The organism is Paraburkholderia sp. J10-1 (genome assembly GCF_905220165.1).
In the GTDB taxonomy this organism is placed as follows: Bacteria; Pseudomonadota; Gammaproteobacteria; order Burkholderiales; family Burkholderiaceae; genus Paraburkholderia.
Map to the genome: position 1 here is coordinate 198,220 of NZ_CAJMYW010000009.1, position 18,339 is coordinate 216,558.

At 60.4% G+C, this 18,339-nt stretch carries 18 protein-coding genes; 7 read left to right on the plus strand and 11 right to left on the minus strand.

Features of this window, described 5'->3' with window-relative positions:
- Window positions 1-48: 48 nt before the first annotated feature.
- Window positions 49-960, minus strand: coding sequence for a LysR family transcriptional regulator (locus U5A65_RS26250; RefSeq protein ID WP_321948278.1), 912 nt, complete (start codon window positions 958-960; stop codon window positions 49-51).
- Between the two features lie 52 nt (window positions 961-1,012).
- Entirely contained in the window at window positions 1,013-2,602 is a 1,590-nt protein-coding gene (locus U5A65_RS26255; RefSeq protein ID WP_321948281.1) for an MFS transporter, read from the minus strand.
- A gap of 321 nt (window positions 2,603-2,923) precedes the next feature.
- On the opposite strand from U5A65_RS26255, the gene U5A65_RS26260 reads away from it, so the two are divergent.
- On the plus strand, window positions 2,924-3,565 hold the full coding sequence (locus U5A65_RS26260; protein WP_321948283.1) for a glutathione S-transferase family protein: 642 nt from the start codon (window positions 2,924-2,926) through the stop codon (window positions 3,563-3,565).
- Between the two features lie 53 nt (window positions 3,566-3,618).
- Complete coding sequence (locus tag U5A65_RS26265) at window positions 3,619-4,806, plus strand: NADH:flavin oxidoreductase (RefSeq protein WP_321948284.1); 1,188 nt, start codon at window positions 3,619-3,621, stop codon at window positions 4,804-4,806.
- Window positions 4,807-5,048: 242 nt separating this feature from the next.
- Here the strand turns inward: U5A65_RS26265 and U5A65_RS26270 are convergent, their stop codons facing one another.
- A complete protein-coding gene (locus U5A65_RS26270) occupies window positions 5,049-5,183 on the minus strand; it encodes a hypothetical protein (protein ID WP_321948286.1) in 135 nt (44 codons plus the stop codon).
- 783 nt (window positions 5,184-5,966) lie between these two features.
- Between U5A65_RS26270 and U5A65_RS26275 the strand changes: the two genes are divergently transcribed.
- Window positions 5,967-6,122: a hypothetical protein gene (locus U5A65_RS26275; RefSeq protein ID WP_154671546.1), complete on the plus strand. Its 156-nt coding sequence runs from the start codon at window positions 5,967-5,969 to the stop codon at window positions 6,120-6,122.
- Between the two features lie 395 nt (window positions 6,123-6,517).
- Here the strand turns inward: U5A65_RS26275 and U5A65_RS26280 are convergent, their stop codons facing one another.
- From U5A65_RS26280 to U5A65_RS26310, 7 genes are all read right to left on the minus strand, one after another.
- Complete coding sequence (locus tag U5A65_RS26280) at window positions 6,518-6,781, minus strand: hypothetical protein (protein WP_321948291.1); 264 nt, start codon at window positions 6,779-6,781, stop codon at window positions 6,518-6,520.
- Between the two features lie 375 nt (window positions 6,782-7,156).
- Window positions 7,157-8,476: a hypothetical protein gene (locus U5A65_RS26285; RefSeq protein WP_321948293.1), complete on the minus strand. Its 1,320-nt coding sequence runs from the start codon at window positions 8,474-8,476 to the stop codon at window positions 7,157-7,159.
- A gap of 275 nt (window positions 8,477-8,751) precedes the next feature.
- Window positions 8,752-9,210 carry a hypothetical protein gene (locus U5A65_RS26290; protein ID WP_321948296.1) on the minus strand — a complete coding sequence of 153 codons (459 nt, stop codon included), beginning with the start codon at window positions 9,208-9,210 and terminating at the stop codon, window positions 8,752-8,754.
- Window positions 9,211-9,242: 32 nt separating this feature from the next.
- Complete coding sequence (locus tag U5A65_RS26295) at window positions 9,243-9,590, minus strand: hypothetical protein (protein WP_321948298.1); 348 nt, start codon at window positions 9,588-9,590, stop codon at window positions 9,243-9,245.
- Between the two features lie 166 nt (window positions 9,591-9,756).
- Entirely contained in the window at window positions 9,757-10,446 is a 690-nt protein-coding gene (locus U5A65_RS26300; protein WP_321948300.1) for a site-specific integrase, read from the minus strand.
- Window positions 10,447-11,325: 879 nt separating this feature from the next.
- The gene (locus tag U5A65_RS26305; RefSeq protein ID WP_321948302.1) at window positions 11,326-11,649 is read right to left on the minus strand and encodes a hypothetical protein; all 324 of its coding nucleotides are present in this window, start codon (window positions 11,647-11,649) and stop codon (window positions 11,326-11,328) included.
- Entirely contained in the window at window positions 11,646-12,419 is a 774-nt protein-coding gene (locus tag U5A65_RS26310) for a hypothetical protein (RefSeq protein WP_321948304.1), read from the minus strand. The genes U5A65_RS26305 and U5A65_RS26310 overlap by 4 nt, the downstream gene beginning before the upstream one ends.
- 1,156 nt (window positions 12,420-13,575) lie before the next feature.
- On the opposite strand from U5A65_RS26310, the gene U5A65_RS26315 reads away from it, so the two are divergent.
- From U5A65_RS26315 to U5A65_RS26330, 4 genes are all read left to right on the plus strand, one after another.
- On the plus strand, window positions 13,576-15,198 hold the full coding sequence (locus U5A65_RS26315) for a hypothetical protein (protein ID WP_321948306.1): 1,623 nt from the start codon (window positions 13,576-13,578) through the stop codon (window positions 15,196-15,198).
- Window positions 15,199-15,207: 9 nt separating this feature from the next.
- Window positions 15,208-15,834, plus strand: coding sequence for a hypothetical protein (locus tag U5A65_RS26320; RefSeq protein WP_321948308.1), 627 nt, complete (start codon window positions 15,208-15,210; stop codon window positions 15,832-15,834).
- Complete coding sequence (locus U5A65_RS26325; RefSeq protein ID WP_321948310.1) at window positions 15,831-16,163, plus strand: hypothetical protein; 333 nt, start codon at window positions 15,831-15,833, stop codon at window positions 16,161-16,163. The genes U5A65_RS26320 and U5A65_RS26325 overlap by 4 nt, the downstream gene beginning before the upstream one ends.
- Window positions 16,164-16,230: 67 nt before the next feature.
- Entirely contained in the window at window positions 16,231-17,100 is an 870-nt protein-coding gene (locus tag U5A65_RS26330; protein ID WP_321948312.1) for a hypothetical protein, read from the plus strand.
- Window positions 17,101-17,255: 155 nt separating this feature from the next.
- Here U5A65_RS26330 and U5A65_RS26335 read toward each other — a convergent pair whose 3' ends face one another.
- The gene (locus U5A65_RS26335) at window positions 17,256-18,227 is read right to left on the minus strand and encodes a TonB family protein (protein ID WP_321948314.1); all 972 of its coding nucleotides are present in this window, start codon (window positions 18,225-18,227) and stop codon (window positions 17,256-17,258) included.
- Window positions 18,228-18,339: the final 112 nt, after the last annotated feature.

Genomic DNA, 18,339 nt, shown 5'->3' on the forward strand with positions numbered 1-18,339 from the left:
AAGCCCGTCCAGAACATCGGACGGGTTTTTTGCGCGACGCTGCGGCGATCAATCGACCCTACACTGCAACGTCTCGGCAAGGTGATTGACGACCGCTCGCGTTTTGGCCGCCATCTTCTGACCTAAAGAAATGATGGCGTGTACGGGCGGCCCGTCCACATCGGCGGCGGCCAGAAGATGAACCAGGCGCCCTGCCTTGACATAAGGAAACGCGACCCTGTCGAGGATCTGCGCGACGCCGAATCCGGCCACCGTCGCCTCGACGAGCGCCTGCCCATCGGCGAGCACGAGAACCGGTTGCGGCGCGTAATCGCGCTGCGTGGCGCCATCTTGCAGCGTCCACGGACGCAAGCGCCCGCTCGGTCCGCGAAACACGATCGCGTCGTGCGCGGCGAGATCGCCGATGTCGTGTACGTCACCACGCTGCGCGAGATACTCGGGCGACGCGTAAAGGCCCAGCCGCAGGTCGCACAACTTGCGCACCGTGAGTTCGCTGTCCTCGGGGAGCGCGCCGATGCGCACCACCACGTCCCACCCTTCGCCGATCGGATCGGACATGCGGTCCGTGAGCGCCACTTCGAGCGTGACTTTCGGATGCTTCTCGCGCAGCGCGCGAAAGCTGGGCAGCAGCAGCCGCCCGAAGCCGGCGGGCAGGTCGATCTTCACACGGCCCGCCGGCTCCGAGCGACGCGAAGCAAGTTGCTGTTCGGCTTCGCGCAGGCCGTCGAGTGCGAGTTGCGCGGCCTGCAGATACGTTTCACCGTCCTCGGTCAGCCGCACCGCACGCGTCGTGCGTTGAAAGAGCTTCGTGCCAAGGCGCGCCTCCAGCCGTTGCACCGCCTTGCCGACGTTCGACTTGCTGCTGCCGATATCCTCGGCTGCACGCGTGAAACTGCCGCTTTGCGCAACCGCTACGAACACGGCGATTTCGTTGATAGGTGCATCCTGGCGCTCGCTCATATGACGACCGTCTCGACCAGAGTCCGTGAATTCGCGCACTTTATCAGTTCCTTCAGGCGTTCGCCGATTCGCTCAGACGCTTTTCGGTCGAGCCGTTTTTCACTGCTAGACCGTCAGGCTCGCCACCCTGATCCGGCATCCGGCTGAGGAATGCAAACGTTGCGACCGCCGATAACAAGGTGATGACGATCAGGACGTGCAGGAGGCTCGTGAAGGCGGCCGCGTAGCTCAGCGAAAGCGTGTGGCGGCTGACTTCGGGCAGCATCGCCGCGGCGTGCGCCATGTCTCCGGCCGTCATGCGATGCGCCGCCTCGGCGACACGCGCCGCGCCTTGCGCACCCGTATCCGTCAAGATGTGCGCGAGGCTCGTATGGACCAGTGCAGCCAGCACCGCCGTGGCGATCGCCAGCGCAATGCCCTCGCCCGCTACGCGTGTCGTGCTGAAGATGCCCGCCGCCATGCCCGCGCGCTCCTTCGGCACGACGCTCACGGACAGACCGTCCATCAAGCCCCACGGCATGCCCGCGCCCGCGCCGATGACGATCATCGGTGCGATCAGCGCCGTGCCTGACGAGCCGAAATCGACGAGACTCAGCCAGTAGAGTCCCGCCGCCGCCACGAGGAAGCCGATTCCCGACAATACGCCCGCCGAAACCCAGCGAGTGAACGACGCGACCAGCACCGGCACCACGAGCATCGGCGCCGAAAGCGCGATCATCAGCAAACCCGCGTCGATCTCGCTGAGGCCTTGCGCGCCGATGAACCGCAACGGCAGCATCACGATCAGCACGATGTAGCAATAGCACGTGCCCACGGGCAGCATCTGCACGCCGACGAAGCGTGCGTAGCGAAAGAGGCTCAGTTCCAGCATCGGCCGCGCAACGCGGCTCTCCACGATGACGAAGGCCACGAGCAATGCTGCCGAAGCCATCAGCAACCCGACGACAAGCGGACTGCTCCACCCGCTTTCCGGCGCCTGAATCACGCCGAACGTGAACAGCGCGAGCGTCGCAGTGAACGTAATCGTGCCTGGGTAGTCGAGGCCCGTCGCGCCCTGGTCGCGCGTTTCCCGCATGCGCGGCACGCCAAATGCGAACGCCACCACGCCGATCGCCGCGATGACCGCGAAGATCGAGCGCCAGCCGAACCGGTCAATCAGCACGCCCGCCATCAGCGGCCCGAACGCGAGGCCGATGCCAAAGCTCGTGCCGAGCATGCTGAACGCGCGCGTGCGCGCGTGCCCTTCGAATTCCTGGGCGAGCGAGGCCGCACCGCTCGAAAGCGACGCGGCTGCGAACACGCCCTGTGCGGCACGCAGCAGATCGAGACAAACGACCGAGGGCGCAAAGCTCATCGCCGCCGACGTGAGAATGAACCCACCCAAACCGATAACGAAGAGTTTCTTGCGGCCGAACTGGTCGGCCAGCGCGCCGGCCGCCATCAGCAGACTGCCGAAGGTCAGCATGAACGCATTGGTGATCCAAGTTAGCGAGGCGGCGTCGCCGCCGAGATCGCGGCCAATGGCCGGCGTCGCAACCGCTCCGCCCGAGAACGAAAGCGGCAGCACGAGAGCGGCGAGGCATACGGCCGCGAGGACAGGCAGTGCGTGGTGCCCCGCCCTGGTTGACGAAGAGACAGACATGATCGAGAGATATCCAGTGAAGGCGGAATTGGCGCGAACGCAGTTGCGCGTTGCGCACGCCGCCGTGGTGTGGGCTCGTCATTTTCCGGAATGCGTGCAAGCCGATAAACCGCGCGGCAGTGTTCACTCCGTCTCCTGAGTCGCGACAATGCCACGCTCAAAATGGATTGCGGATTGTCGCCGCTGCAGCGACTGACTGGCGCTGCGCGCGGCGTTTATCGCGCCTGTGAATCCGCCCATACTTCGCTGCAACGGCGCCGGCAATGGCGCCACGACTTCTACGCAGACTCCCCGCCCCACCCTCGCTCAAGGACCGCAATCATGAAGCTCTACATCGCCAAAGCAACCTGCTCGTTAGCCGTGCAAACCATCGCGAACGAACTCGGCCTCGCCCCGGAACTCGTGCACTTCGACGTGTTCGGCAAGTCCACCTCGAACGGCTCGGCGTTCGCCGATGTCAACCCGCTGCTGTACGTTCCCACACTGGCGCTCGAAAACGACAACGACGACATCCTCACGGAAACGGTCTCGATTGTGTCGTATCTCGCCGACCAGCATCCGGCTTCCGGTTTGATTGCGCGTCACGGCACGATGGAGCGCGTCTATATGGATCAGTTGCTGACGTTTCTCGCCACCGAGATCGCGCAAAAGCACATTCCGCTCATGCGCAAACTGATGACGCCCGAAGGCATCGCCTTCCACACAAACAAGCTCCAGAGCGCGTATGGCGTGCTGAACCAGCGCCTGGCCGACGGCCGCGCGTATTTGACCGGCGAGCAGTTCACCGTTGCGGACGCCTACGTCTGGGCCACGATGTGGCACGAGCGCTCCGGCGTGAAGCTCGACCATCTGGAACATTTGATGACCTACGTGGCACGTGTTCACGCGCGTGACTCTGCGCAAAAGGCGCTCAGAGACGAAGCCGAGATCGTTGCCCGGCATGAAGCATCGATTCAATCATAAGGAAGCCGAAGTAGTCGGGATCAGTACACTCAACCTCAGAACGACACATCGCCATGCAAAACATCCGTTACACGCCTGGTTCTACCGCGCCCATCGAAGCGATTCCCGCCGCGCGCACGGCGAAGCTTTTCGAACCCGTGCACGCGGGTTCGCTGCGGCTCAGAAATCGCGTCGTCATGTCGCCGATGACGCGCACGATGGCCCCAGGCGGCGTGCCCGGCGAAGCGAATGCCGCGTACTATCGCAAGCGCGCTGCGGGTGGCGCGGGGCTCATCATCACCGAAGGCGCGTGGATTCCCCACGATGCCGCAGCCAATGAAGCGGACGTACCGAAGATGTACGGCGCGCCGGCGCTGGCCGGATGGGAGAAGGTCGTCGACGCCGTACACGCAGAAGCCACGCCCATCATTGCCCAGCTGTGGCATGTCGGGCAGATGAAGCAGCATACCGTCGACGGGCTATACGCAGAGAAAGGCGCCGGGTATCGTCCGCCGCGGCGCGTGGGACCCTCGGGCCTCTTCGGCGGCATCGGCAAGCCGACCACGCTCGACGGCGAACCCGCTGTCCCGGCCGATCTGGAGGCCATCGTCGAAGCCTATGGCAAGGCGGCCATCAACGCGAAGATGACCGGCTTCGACGGCATCGAGCTTCATGCGGCACACGGCTATCTGCTCGACCAGTTCCTTTGGCCCGGAACCAACCGTCGCACCGACGAATGGGGTGGATCGCCCGCCAATCGCGCGCGGCTCGTGGCCAATGTCGTTGCCGAGATCCGCCGCATGACCGGGCCCGATTTTGCGATCTCGCTGCGCATCTCGCAGTGGAAAGTGCAGGATTTCAAGGCACGGAACTTCGAAACGCCTGAGGCGCTCGAGATGTTCGCTCGCCTCATGGTGGACGCCGGCGTCGATGTGTTCCACTGCTCGACGCGCCGCTTCTGGGACACCGAGTTCGGCTCCGATCGCAACCTCGCAGCGTGGACGAAGCAAGTCTGCGGCAAGCCGACCATCACGGTGGGGTCGGTCGGCATGACGGGCGAACATATCGATACGCTAATGGGCGAAGGCAGCAGCGTCGCCGCACTGGATCATCTGCTCGAGCTTGTCGATCGCGGCGATTTCGATCTGGTGGCCGTGGGCCGCGGCATGCTGGTCGATCCGGACTGGGCCAACAAGGTTCGTGACGGGCGTATCGATCAGTTGAGGGACTGGGATCCGGAGGTGCTCAAGAATCTCGCCTAGCTAAAGGCGAGTGGGTAGACTCAATCTCCCTGAAGCGTTCGCATTAACCAATGCGAACGCCCTGCATCCCGTGCACCTGGATTGACCGGCGGCAGACAATGGGACGCAACCAGTCGTTTAGGTTTATTTGATGCCTGCCATGGGCCGCAGGAACGTGCATGCCTGTGCGCATGTTGGCAGGCGTCGAATAAGCTCGATGGGGGAAACCGCGGGGTGCTCCAATGCGGTTGGAGGCTTCACCGCTAACCGAGAAACCAGATCGACTGCACAAGCTTCGATTGTGCGTAGTTCAGATCGAAGACCGCCATGAGATGTGGGACAAGAATGTCGTTCAGGCTCGTGATGAACCCGAACATGAAAAACAACGACGTCGACATGGCGAAAATCGATCGATAAGCGACTCCCGACATCGATGGGTTGGCGGACAGATGCGTGCCAACGACAGGACCGGCCATTTCAATACCCCGTGGGCGAAGGGCGTAACACCGATAAGACGGATAGAGTTTTATGCTTTTGCGCAGCGGTAAAACCGGACTGCGTTTGCAAGCACAAGGTCCGGAAAGCATTTCGGTCGCGTTAGATCGCCCCGGCGAACGCGCGCGCGAAGCGCGACGCACGGACGCCAGCGCCAGCCTTAGGCGGGCTGGTGGTCGTCCGATTTCCGGTGCCGCCTGAACCAGCGGCAAAGTCTCACCACTGGCCTTAAATGGCGTTTGTGCGTGCCCGTATAAAGCACGGACGCAAACGCGATCGAAGGGACTAGCAGAATCACGGCCAGCACAATGTAACGGTCCATGGAATCTCCTGCGCGCCATTGGTGGCGTGCGTGTCCCATGTTAAGCCTATCTTTAACACATTGGTGATGGTGGTCTAAAGCACCGTGTCGCACTGCTCGTTACGGCCTACATAGACCTTTCAATCACGAAACGCTGTTCAAGAATTAAGCACCCACTGGCGACCGGGTGTCGCACTGCACACACGGGTAAAACCTTTATAGTGGCTGGGTTTGGGTCGCCCCCCTTTTTGCAGTGCGGTTCAGATCGCCAGGCGCGATCGGACCCCGTGTGCGGCCTTGCCCGTTGTCGACAGTCATTGCGCCGAAGTGATTCGGCCCCCTGTCAGATTCGCCAGTTTCTGCCTACACCCCGAAAGGAGTCCCAGTGAAATACATTCCCCGCATCGCCGCATCTGCTGCCCTCGTCGTCGTCGCTTTCGCTGTTGTCACGTTCGCCCAGATCAAGTTCGCGCCCCAGTCCGCAGACAACAACCCGCTCGCACAGATCGTCCTCAACGTCGAGTCGCAACTGAACGGCTGATCCCCGCCGTCAAAGACAGGCGGCGTCGTCCCCGGCGCTCTCGCGCCAGTCGCCACCGTCCCGCGGCACCGCGCGCACTGCTGGCAGGCAGTGGAATTCGGGATAGAAGGAGGGATCAAGCGGGACTTGGAGCGCCGCAGGTGCTGACTGCCCCGATGCTTGGACCGGAGCATTTATGCACCATGGACATTTAGTTTCAAATGATTTTCTTCTGCACGAAGTACATTGGTAGATCACGAATTCTCTCCTGACTATGAATCTGCTTTTTGATAACCGCAGATGTCGTTAAGTCCACAGTCGTCCCCGTAGGCCACATACTGCGAGTCGCTGGCGTTGCCTAACCATCATGACGGGGGGTTGTGAAGCCCTACAACGCCCCCACAAGCGGACCACTCTTAGCGCTTATTCAATTGCGACACTTCATCGCTCGACAGTTGGTCACGATGGAGGTATGCGCCCGGCACGGGCGGCACCGAAACAAGATGCGGTGTCTTACCGTCCTTCACTTGATCGGGGCCGAATGCACCTATAAGGCCAATCACCTCGCCGTTTTCCTTTTGGCCCCACGCGGCCAGATGCCAGACGACGGGCGGCGCCGACGCGGGCACCCCTTTATGCACGAAAAACCAATTCGTCGCGGGCGTGATAGTCTTGTACATCGTTACTTGCCTATTTCCGGCTTCCGGCCGGTCTCGGGGCGCGTTTGCGCCAACTGTTTTCCGTGATCAATTGGGTGCATCCGTAGTTCAGCCCGCACTCGTACTCGGCGCGTAGCCGCTGGCGGACTACCAGCGATTTCTCTGCAGCGACAAGGGCAAGCCGGAGAAACCCGTCACGCACTGCGATGCGGGCGTAATCAGGTTCGCACAGGTCCCACGGAGACGATTGCACGTTCATGTTCCAGCGCATAGTCAGCGATGACGTTCGGCACAAGCTGCTGATCTCCGTCGTAGCTCTCAGCCACGAGTTCAAGGCGTTCGGCAATCGACTCCATATCCCTTTGGTACCTGGCCTAGACCTCGTAGCGCGCTTTCCTATTCAACGTCTTGCTCTGCGTTTACCCGTGTTTGTGTCGAATTCTTTGCACGCCTCGTTGCTTTCAGAGCCTTAGCCGAATCGACCGTGTCTTGGGCAATAGTTGTAAAACGTCCGACGAGTTCTGGGGCGATTCGAATAGCTTCCTTGAAAATATCAGATGACAGCAGCTCGTGCCATGGGCTTCCATGCGTTTCGTGCTCGACAAAGCGCAGCGGTTGCTCGTCCAACCGGTCCAGTGCCGAGGCGAACAATCGTTTCTGAAAATTTTCGTCGAGATCGACCGCTTCACGGCGGTATCCTTCGTATGCTTTCGAGATCGAAGCCTTGTAAGCGTAGTCCTCCGCAAGACGAAACCGCTGACCGATCTGTTTCGTCGCCAACCAAGCAAACCAGACTGGCGCCGCCACCGAGACTAGAGACACAACCAGCCTCGCCCAGATCGTTATTGCCGACGTCGACGTCTGGATTGCCTCGGTCAACTGATGGAGTTGCTGCCCGCCGAAGTAGGCACCAAGTGCTAGCGCCACAACAAGGCCGGCGACCCACGGATACATCGACCACTTTAGTGAGTCAGCCTGTTGCTGAAATGCACCAGCAAGGCCGACGTTCGTCGACGCCCGCAACGCGCTTTCGCACTTATCGATGATCCTCTTGGCATTCGAAGCGCTGTCGGCAAGTTGCGCATCTGCGCTGGTTGAGCGATCAAGAATTTCGCGTACCGTGCGATGATCCTTTTCTGAGCCATGCCGCAGCGACTGAATCTCATCACGCGCTTCGCGCAACTCTTGCAGGTCGGTCGGCAATTGCTCAGCTGCCTCGTGCGCGCGCACGATTTCATCCGCCATATGCTGAAGTCCGCTCGCCTGAGGCTCCAGAGCATCCACTTTGGCCTTGAACGAGCGGACTTTAGTTCTAAGCTCGCGCAGTTCATGTCCCGCTTGAGCGGCATCGTCAGCCTTTGGAAACAGTACCGGACGCAGTGCGCGGTCCAGACTATCAAGCGTTAGCCAATATGCCGGAACAGCGGTTGCGCCATTCCCGTTCCAAAGATGGGCTACGTTATTTCGCAGGAACGTTAGGCGTTCAGGATATTGCGACAGGCGAACCTCGTTGACACCGATTTGATCCCCCCCTGCCGATCCTATCCAGTCCGCGAGCTCCGCAGCCCGCTCTGCCAGCTCGTCACGGTCGATACCGGCCGCGCCGAATTGGTTATGAATGATGTTCGGTGGTCTCTTCTCGCTTGTGGAACTTTCAATCGCCTTCGCGAGTAGCCCCAGTTCGCTTTTAACGTTTTCAAGTATTGGATGCAACATGCTTTATTCTTCCTCTTATTTTCCTACCGGCCTTGGTGGACGTTCATATAGCCCTCAGATCTTCGATCTGCCAGTCCCAGTTACCCGTGAATCATTTTGCTAGGGCTGCGGTGTTGGGGTTGAGTGGCGGTGAAGGCATGCGCCTCCTTCTGAAGTACCATGACAATCCCAAGAGTTTGCTCATACAGGCCGAGACCACCAACACGCACAAAAATATCACGCGATCGCCCGATCGATGCGATCTGTCAAGGGAATTTTTATCCCGTTTTCCATTATCAGTGGTCGGTTGACGGCAATCTGGCCGCATTGGCGGTTCTCACTCGCCATTCACTATCACCGCATCTGAACTGCTGTATCCAGATCTGCTCTAGCTCGTCCCCATCAACCACATCAGCGGCTACGATGACCCGCTTTTCGTAATGGCCCAAGCAGCTGACAGTGATCGCACGCGAGGCAATGGCGTCATCTTCGGAGCGAAGCGCAGCAATCTCGACGAGAGGCTCATCCTTCTCATTTCCCGCGTAGGCCTTCGATGCCCCGCGCACTGTCAGATCGTCAAACCATCGAACAGCCCAACTGCCGTCAGTGGCCCTTCGTTCGAGGACCACGCCACGAGACCACCAAGCTGCCGCGTGTGATCGTTTCTGCCCTGACTCTACCGGTTGCTCAGCCAGCGCGGGAACTGCAGTCAAGACTGACGCGAGCATAACCGCACCAACAACCGATGCCTTCATTTTCCTCTCGTCGTCCGTTGCAGGCACGTTGATTACCCGTGAATCATCTTGCCAGGTCCGTGATTTTGCGGCTGAATGGCGGCGAAAACGTGCGCCTCCTTCTGTAGCGCCGTCAGATTCTCAACGGTCTGGGCAAACAGGTCGAGGCCAGCAACACGAACGAACGTCTCACGCGAGCGCCCGATCGACGCAATCTGCTCTGAGCACACAAATACAGTTTCGCGGGCATCCCCCGCAATGGCCGTGTCCTGAAGGATCTGCAACTGATGAATGATCCGAGCGAGGAATATGACTCCCTCGCTCTTTTGGGGAAGAGTCACTGATAAGCGTTCCAGGTCGTCAATAGATTGACGCAACTGCGATAAAGTCACCCGATCCATTCTCGTCGTCTCCTTGCTTTTTTCCTCTTTCCGCGATTGGTCAATACAAAAAGTACCGCTGGCAATCTCCGAAATCTGTTGCCTCGCTCAACCCTTCTTTATCGGCACCTGCGCACGAGTCTGTAGATCCAAACGACGAACCCGGTCAAAATTATGCAAAACGCATTCACGAGGATAGGTTGAGCGCGGCGACGGCTTCATGTAGCTCTCGCTGCGATACATCCAAGAATGGAGCAACGTGATCGAGATGCGAATGGCCTAGGAGGATCTGCAAGGTTTCAAGCAAGTGCCCTTGCGCTACGAGGCGGATAGCAAACGTTCTTCGGCCACTGTGGCTGCTATCTCCCCTACCAAGACCTGCCGCTCGATACAGGCTCGTGATGTAGTTCTGCAAGCTGTCAGCGGAAAAATACTCCATTACCTCGCCTGCGAAGCTCACTCTGCACTTCACACTGAGTTCGAATGAGCTTCCTTTCTGTGTTTGGATCAGGCGTGTGCAGGGCATCAAGCCGCGGTATTCGCTCCGATCCAAGCCCACGCCATGACCACGGCTGTATCTCCACTCAACATAACGATCGATAGCCTTGATCGTCCTTGGATGAGAAAGGAACACGCAGCGCGGGCGACAACCATTTGTCACCCGTCCGGGCAAAGTAATTTCCTTCTGCCGCGTGCCCAATCGCGAGAGCACATGATGCGCCTCGACGCGTGCAATTTCTGTTACACGCATACCGCATGTCACGTCGAGCAGGAGAATCAACGTGTCACGTTTGGGAAAACGGCTTGTCGCTTCTGTAACGCGCAGGAGATGACGAAATTGTGCAGAGGTCAGGACATTGGCGTGCTTGGCTTCCATACTTCTCTTCCTCGTAATACGGCAGTTTTAGTGTTCCGTTACGAGAGAAGAGACACGTGACGCTCCTTTGCGGTCTAACCCGCGAAAAGCCCCGCTTCCTCGGAAAAATGCCGGAGGCACGGCGGACCTCGACGCGCCAGACGCCCCCGAACACCGTGAGGCAAACGACAGCCCTGCCGGCTGAAGGATGACGCCGGGAACCGGCGGTCATGGGAACCTGGCGACGGGGACCGTTAGTTGCGCAACAAAGCAGAAGCTAGGCCTTCGATCGCCGACGCGACAACCCGTCAGCACGGCCATCGGCGATGGCACTCCATTCGATCGGTATCGCGGGCTTTCCAGCGGAGCGCTAGCACGGCGCCGTGTCCGGCCACCCCGGGCGAGATGCCGTTACGTCATGAAAGCACCAGCCGTACAAGCGAGCAATCGGGTCGGTCCGGCCATCTTCTGCCGTACGCGCCAGGCGTGCCGTGCCATTGAGCCGCGCGACGCCCGAGGAATACCATCGCTAGCCACCCGTGCCAACCCGGCCAACGATTGACCATCGCCAGAAACCCGTCACCCGCCCTGGCCCACTATCACGTTTCGCGGCGCCTCCACCTCATGATGTGGTTTGACGCGCGCGTGGCCCGCGGCACGTTCGTGCGCCGACTGGACGGGGTTGGGCGTATCAAGCGGGTGGCGGACTTCACGTGCTTCTAGCGATGAGGGGCACGCGCGAGCCGGACGGGGCGCGCGACCTTCTGATGACATCACGGGTGTCTAGCGATGACGGCGCGTGGCTGGCGGGCAAGACGACAGTTCAAAAGGCGTGTCGCGGCACGGCGCTCTTCCCGGGAGGTCTGGAGCCGGCGGCGCGGCCGCGAATCGCGCGACGGATTAGTAAGGCCTCAGTGTCCCCGTGATCGATCTCGTGATGTCCTCGACCGACGGCGTGCGGATGAGATTGTGGCCGCTCGTGCCTTCACCAACGCTAAGCTGCGGCGGATAGCCGGTAGAGATGGCGACCATCGTGGAGTAATGTCGCAACGCCCCGAATGTTGGATGAGCGAGGCTGCCATCCGGACAGCGCCAGGTCCCGGTCGCGTCTTTTTGTGCTGTGCCGTCGTTGCAGTGGAATAGCGAGGCGTCGTCGGCCGTCGCCGCCAGCAGGGCGGCGGGAACGCTCAAGGCGATGATGGCGACAGCGTGCAGGAACTTCATGGCTTTTCCTTCTCACCGGCCGCTGCCGCGGCGAGCGCGTCGACAAGGCATGCGCCCCGGGTGGCTACCGGGTCCTTCGCGCACACCGTAGCTGCCTGTACAAGGTCGGCGCGAAGGTCGGATTGGGGCTGCTCGCCCATGGCTCCGTAGCGCGGCACCCCGACCGTTGTGTACTCGTTGGGAATGATGCCCGCACCATAGGCCATGCCCGCGCCGATCAGGAATGTCACGAGGCCCGTGGACGCCGTCTTGAAGTCAACCTTCCCCACGGTGGACTTCGCTGCGACCTGCGCCCCGCCATCATTCACACCAAGCAGGATGAACATGATGCCGATGGACGCCACCGCGAAGCCAATCTGGATCACCACCACCTTCATGCGCTGTTTGTCGTGCACCACGCCGAAATTTGAGTGCTCCGCGAACATGAACGAGGCGAGCGCGTAGGCATTGACGTCCTTGCTGTCGCTGACCACCTTCTGGACGCTCGTCAGCGTTTGCACGACATTGTCTTTGCCCGGCGCGAAGGTGGTCTGCAGATCCCTGAGGCCCAAGATGGCCAGAACGATCAGGAGGACCGGCACGATGCCACCGAAGACGACCACGATCGATGTGTGGACCTGCTTGTGCCGGCGCGCGCGGGCCTGCTCAGCAGGCGTCGGTGTGGACGCAGCCGTGGGCGGCACGGCTTTTCGGCTCGCACGCGTGTGCCTGTCCGCGGGTGACCCGGCGGCTCCGCTGGCGACCTCGCCTTCGGGGATGGGGTTATCCATAGGGGCTCCGCGTCACGTTTAAGCCGACATTTCTCTTACGGTAGCGCGCATAGGCCGCATCGCAAGAGAACCTCAAACCAAAGTGACTCGATACGTGCGTGAGCGCACACATGACGGCGGACGTTTGCCAACGACAGGCTGGAGGCTGGCGGGCAGAACCGGCGGCGCAGGGGATTATCGCAAAAGGGCGGTATCCACCTACACGAAAGAAGCGCAGCACAGCAACAGAAGAGAGCCGCTCGAATAGGTTGCCGCGGTTCGATCGCCCGCAGTTGCGCCGCTGGGTGATGTCGAGGAGCCCGAAGAGCTGTTGGAGCTGTCGCTGCTCGAGTTACCGCCACCGCATGCCGCGAGGATCAACCAAACGCTGGCAGCAGTCAGAAGAAGTTCCAAACGGTGCTTACTCATGGTGTTTTCCCAGATTCCTGGTTCACTTCTTTTTGAGGTTGCACGTGTGTGTCTCAAAGGTCGACTCGGTACAACCCAGCACGATCCACTGTGTCATCTAGTCCGCGAGAAAAGCGAGCAACTGTTTCGGGGTTGAAACAGCACCTGGATGCTGCGGCGTTTATGAGGTTTGCCCGGTGCGGCTCTCATCATGGGGCGGAACCTGTTTCCACTGTGACCCCGGATAGATTTGCGCACGTCCAATTTACGTCAACACCGACTCGCTTGCAAAAATCAGGCTGACCATAGATTGCTTTCCGGGCAAGGAGCGATCGAGCATCGCGCTTACCATATTGAGGATGCCGCACTGCGGAATCGCCCTTGTCAACGCGCCGCCGGACACGCTTGCCGACGGCACGGCGCACATCACTCCAGCCCGGTAGCCGTCGTCGCGTAATCTGTGTGCGGCACCTCTGGAAGCACGTGATAGCCTACATTCTATCCATCACAACATTACGTACACCTAACGTTCACTCTGATTTACGTCGGGGAAAACACCCACTGCCTCCAGAAGTGTGCGCCAACGCGCATACGCCGCGTTAGTAGCGTGCACACCATTCCCTTGACGTCAGCCACTAGTATCCCAATTAGTTGCGCTCGCCACTCGCATGGTCATTTGCCGCTTGTTTTTGCGCGTCAAAACGCAAGTTTGGCGAACACTGCATTCGCAACGTAAGAGCGGAAGGTCGCCGCCTGAGAGATTGTGAACATGCACCACATCAGATCCGTGATGAGTTTGGCGGCTGTGCATTGGCCGCGCGCCCGGCTACGTCTGGCGGTAATGGTGTGTGCGTTTTTTGGGGGCTGCGGGACCTACCTGCATGACGACGCCTTGCAAAAGAAGACCGATAACGTCGTCAGCACCTACAAGGCGGCCGACATTAAGGACGCCCTCGCGTCCTCGGTGGCCGCGCAGAATGCACTCGATTCGGCTACTGTGCAAAACGTGATTGCAAGCGAGAACGCCGCGCGCGACGCCCTACTTGCGCCGCTCCTGCTCCAGCAGGCCGGCCCCAAAACCTCGATAGATGTCTTGGAGCAGTACATCTCAGACAGGGTGATAGGTCTCACAGGGGCATCAGAGGTATCAGCGGCGGCTGCGTCAGACGTAACGGTGGATGTGCTGACGAAGTCCGGATATCTAAAGGTGTTCACGGCCGATCTTTTGATATTCCAGATGGAAGCCGCCAGACTTGCCGCGGCGTACACCGCGGGTGGGGGCAAAGGATCGACGGCTTGCCCGTTTACGCCACCGGCAGGATTGACCGGCGATATCCTTGACATCGCTACCCAGCTTGGCATGGCGTGTGACAATGTGGCCAGTAAGAAGAGCACCATATCAAAACTAGACAATGGATCTGCACGTTACCACGGCGAGATAGCTGTAGCGGCGAGTGCTGCCGCGGTGCTCGATGCGCAAGCGTCTGCAGCAGCAGCAGCCGAAAAGGCGCAGGCGGACGCCTTGGACGCGAAGAAGAAGGCAGTACTGGCTGCCGCGGCTTCCGCAGCGTCTGAATGGGTAGCGTCCGCGCCGATCGCTGCTTCCATGCCCAGCCTGACTGATGCGCTCCGCGATCTCGGCGACACGCTAAATACCGCCGATCAATTGGCTGGCGCATTTGGAATCAAGCAGCCGGGCACGGCCCTGGCAAATGTGAAATTCAGGAAGACGAGCCTCTGCGATGTCATTGCAGCGGAGGCGGGGAAATCCTGCACCGGTGACAAGCCGGACCCGGTAGCAAGCCAGGTTACTGCCGCGATTGGGAATATCTCAGCGGGACTCGCGGCGCTCAACGATCCACCGGACGCTGGCGTGACTTCCGTGGCGCTCGCCTATCAGAATGCTGTGGGCAATGTCGCTGAAAACCAGATCGCTTTGATCAAACAACAGGCGGCGCTACGCCTCGACGAACGGGACCACCTTGTGCTCGAGCTGGGGTATCTCCAATATGCCCATTCGCGGCTTATCGATGCGCAAACAAGCAAGCCGCCTCCCAGCGAAGCTTGCCTGAAAGCCGGGTTCGGGCGCGCGCTCACGGATCGCTCGGTAGGGTGCACACCCCAGTACCAGGAGGCGATTGCCAAAGCTCTGGTGGCAGTGAACCAGAGTTTTTCGAACGGGTTGACCGTGGCGCGTGTGGATCTCGTCAAGGCGGCGAACGTCGCTTTTAGCCAGAAGCTTCAGGGAGCGCAGCAGGTCGCGAATGCGCGGGCCACGGTTATCGAAGTCGTGATTAATGAGATCGGCGCGTACGGTCAAGGTGGCGTGCAGCCATCGACGATTGCAGCGTTCCTGCAGGCCTTCGGCATCATCGCGATCGCCGCGAAGTGACACCTGGAGATGGCGATCATGATTCCGGCAAATCGCAAGCGCCGTGTTGGGGCGCCTTACCTCGCCGCCGTCTGTGTGGCGATCGCGGGTTGCGCCTGTGACCGGTTGGCAGACTCGGCGGGGGTCACGGCAAAGTACATCACGGCGTTCCAGGTCGACCTGACCACCCTGCAGGCCGACTTGACGGACTACCAGAAAGGTCTGGCATCCATCAACGGTGAACGCGTGGCCGAGACATCTCGAGACCTTGCTACTGCCGGGCAGGCGGAGAACGTGATGGCACTCCTGGCCTGCACAACGCCCGGAGCGGTCTATTCGACGTTGCAGAGTCAGGGGACGGCGTCCCTGTCCGCCGAGCTTACAGCGGCACCCGTGCAGCCGTCGCCGGCGCCGCTGCCGACCGACAAGCTTGCCGCCGTCGCAACAAGTCTGTCAGCCCTTTCGAAAAAGCCCGGTCGAAAGGAAAACCTTGAATTCCTGGTGGCCTATGGTCAGAGCGTGGGCACCAGTTTGAACGCCCCCTCCGCTTCACCGACCACCGGAGCCAGTGCCGTTGCGGCTAGCGGCGCTGCGGCCGGTGGAGCAGCATCAGGCGGGGCCGCGGCTCAACCCGCGAAACCAGGAGCGAAATCATGAGCGACGTCATCACTGCTACCGACATGAAGACCGAGATCATGAGGCAGATAAGTGCCCTCAGCGATGCGGCGGATGCAATTGCGCTTAGACCAATTGATGACCCGAATGCGTTCACTGCGGTCACAGACTATGAAGAGGCTCTTCACAACCTCTACCTGTCCTACGGAGCGCCCGCGACGGTGCCACAAATGGACCCCGATTCGATCACCGTACTTGATGGCCTCCTCACAAGTCTTCGAGTGCAGATTGCCGACTCAGCCGCAACCTCGCAGATCATCCTGGGCGCTGCAGAGGCCGTAGGCACATTCCGCGGGGTCGCAGTCTCTTGACCCACGCGATCGTGAAACCGGACCGCGCACCAGGCGCGCCCTCTACGCTTCACTGAGGAGAAAAGCCGTGAATATAGCAATCATGCTCCCGTACTTATTGCTGGTTCTCGCCTGCGGGGCCCTTGTCATCATCCTCGACCGAAGTTTTCCAATCCTGCGCGATGGCCCCACTCCGGACAACCCGGATCGACAGACGACGTCCTACAGCCTTGCGCGAGTCCAGATGGCCTTCTGGACGGTGCTGGTTGTCGGCGCCCTGTTCTGGGTGCTTGGCATCTATGCGTGGGAATCGTTCTACGTAGTGAAGGCCGGCACGGCCGCGACCTTTAAAGGCAACATCAATGGCAACTTGGCGGCGCTGTTGGGAATCAGCGGCGCGACAGGCATTGTTTCGGCGGCTGTGGATGCCCAGAAGGACTCAATGGTGCAAACCGCTGCGGCAACTTTTCGGGCGAGCGCGAGAGCCATTGTCGGCCTGAACAGGCAGATCGCGACGACCCTACCGGTCGCGGCGGGCTCCGCTGGCGGTGTCACTGGCGCACTCGCGCGGCAGCAACTGCAGACGCTAAAGGAGCAACGGTCCCGGTACAGGGCGACCATGACCAAGCCCGCGGTGGTGATCGAGCGAAACAGGCGGACCGCTACACATACGCAATTTCTCAGAGACCTCCTCGTAGACGAAAACGGAAACAGCCTCCATCGCCTCCAGATGGTGCTCTTCACGCTGGTCTACGGAGCATATTTCTTTATTCAGGTGGGCGCCACGCATGACTGCAACGTCCCTCTGAGCGAGCAGGCGTTGTACCTGATGGGGGTGTCGAGTCTCGTTTATGTCGGGTTTAAGGTGCCCGGACGATCCCCAACTTCGCCCGCGCCGTCGCAGAGCATTGCCGCGGCGGTTGGCGCGTACAACGCGCAACAACGCAAGACGCCATAGAAAAGGCAAAGGCGCAGGCGGCGCAAGCAGCGCAACAGGCGAAAGACGGGCCCGTTGAACCGGTCGCTGATCCGCAGTGGCGCCCGGGCCCGCCTTCTAGCGAGGACATTGATTGTGAATCGCGGCAACCTAGGGCGCGTTCGCGCCTTCGGGCCTTATCCGACCGGGCGAAGGGTGATCGTGAAGAACGCTGGCGCCTTGCCGTCAACGTCGAGCGGGACAGGATCCGAGCGTTGGACCGCGCGCAGCGCGGCAGTATCCCATTGTGCGCTGCCACTGCTACGGGTGATCGAGACGCTCAACAACGTGCCACTCGGCGCACTACGTACCGCCAGCACCGTTTCGAGGCCCTGCGTTTCCCCGGACCAGACGATATTTGGGCGAATGCGGCGCTGGACCTTCTCAGCGTAACCAGGACTCGTAGCACTGGCCGAAGCTGCCGCTGCAGGCGTAGCACTCGTTCCCTCCACGCTTTGAAGCGCCGCCATCTCCGCTCTGGTTTTGTCGAAGCCGAACTCGCCTAGCACCTTGATCTCCTTGCCTTCCGGGCTCACAAGGACGTATGGATTCCATGATCCATTGGCTTCCATGTACTGGTGCTGGCTCGTCACAAGGTAGCCCGCGAATTTGCCACGCTGGACAACCACGAAGCCGTTGCCGCTGGTAACAAACCGTTCGCGACCGCCTTGAACCGGAACGGCGTGGATCGCTCCGGATGTCGTCCACGCTGCGGTGCTGAAATATACCGTCGTGCCATCCGGAGAAAACGTCAGTGAGTGAATGCCAGATACTTCGTTCTCCGGTTGCGACGAATGGGCTGCTGTAACAATCTTCCTGAGCGCGTGGTCGGAGACGCGAATGATGTACACGTCGCTGAGCGCGCCCCTGTTAGGATCATTCGGATCTGCCTGATCGCCAGGGCGCTGGCGCGTGAAGGCGACCAGAGTACCGCTCGGGGAAATCGCAGGGCTCCCGTCGGCCCCCGTCTCCGTGAGCACGTCGGACTCGCCTGAGGCATTGCGATAGACGAGATTGCCGTACTGGACATCGACGCTTTGTGCGGGGGCACCGGTGGCGGTCACCAGAGTCAGCGCGGCGATAATCCCCGCCGCAAGTTTGCGCACCACGAAAGATCTCCAACAAAGGTTGATGTATCAACTATATACACCATGTAAGCAGTTTGTATGCGACGGAGCGTCGCCGATGCCCTCTGAAGTCAGACAGAACCGATTCGAGGAT

Coding starts and splice junctions, on each gene's coding strand:
- U5A65_RS26250 (WP_321948278.1), bottom strand. CDS start 960: ATGAGCGAGCGCCAGGATGCACCTATCAACGAAATCGCCGTGTTCGTA.
- U5A65_RS26255 (WP_321948281.1), bottom strand. CDS start 2,602: ATGTCTGTCTCTTCGTCAACCAGGGCGGGGCACCACGCACTGCCTGTC.
- U5A65_RS26260 (WP_321948283.1), top strand. CDS start 2,924: ATGAAGCTCTACATCGCCAAAGCAACCTGCTCGTTAGCCGTGCAAACC.
- U5A65_RS26265 (WP_321948284.1), top strand. CDS start 3,619: ATGCAAAACATCCGTTACACGCCTGGTTCTACCGCGCCCATCGAAGCG.
- U5A65_RS26270 (WP_321948286.1), bottom strand. CDS start 5,183: ATGTCGACGTCGTTGTTTTTCATGTTCGGGTTCATCACGAGCCTGAAC.
- U5A65_RS26280 (WP_321948291.1), bottom strand. CDS start 6,781: ATGTACAAGACTATCACGCCCGCGACGAATTGGTTTTTCGTGCATAAA.
- U5A65_RS26285 (WP_321948293.1), bottom strand. CDS start 8,476: ATGTTGCATCCAATACTTGAAAACGTTAAAAGCGAACTGGGGCTACTC.
- U5A65_RS26290 (WP_321948296.1), bottom strand. CDS start 9,210: ATGAAGGCATCGGTTGTTGGTGCGGTTATGCTCGCGTCAGTCTTGACT.
- U5A65_RS26295 (WP_321948298.1), bottom strand. CDS start 9,590: ATGGATCGGGTGACTTTATCGCAGTTGCGTCAATCTATTGACGACCTG.
- U5A65_RS26300 (WP_321948300.1), bottom strand. CDS start 10,446: ATGGAAGCCAAGCACGCCAATGTCCTGACCTCTGCACAATTTCGTCAT.
- U5A65_RS26305 (WP_321948302.1), bottom strand. CDS start 11,649: ATGAAGTTCCTGCACGCTGTCGCCATCATCGCCTTGAGCGTTCCCGCC.
- U5A65_RS26310 (WP_321948304.1), bottom strand. CDS start 12,419: ATGGATAACCCCATCCCCGAAGGCGAGGTCGCCAGCGGAGCCGCCGGG.
- U5A65_RS26315 (WP_321948306.1), top strand. CDS start 13,576: ATGCACCACATCAGATCCGTGATGAGTTTGGCGGCTGTGCATTGGCCG.
- U5A65_RS26320 (WP_321948308.1), top strand. CDS start 15,208: ATGGCGATCATGATTCCGGCAAATCGCAAGCGCCGTGTTGGGGCGCCT.
- U5A65_RS26325 (WP_321948310.1), top strand. CDS start 15,831: ATGAGCGACGTCATCACTGCTACCGACATGAAGACCGAGATCATGAGG.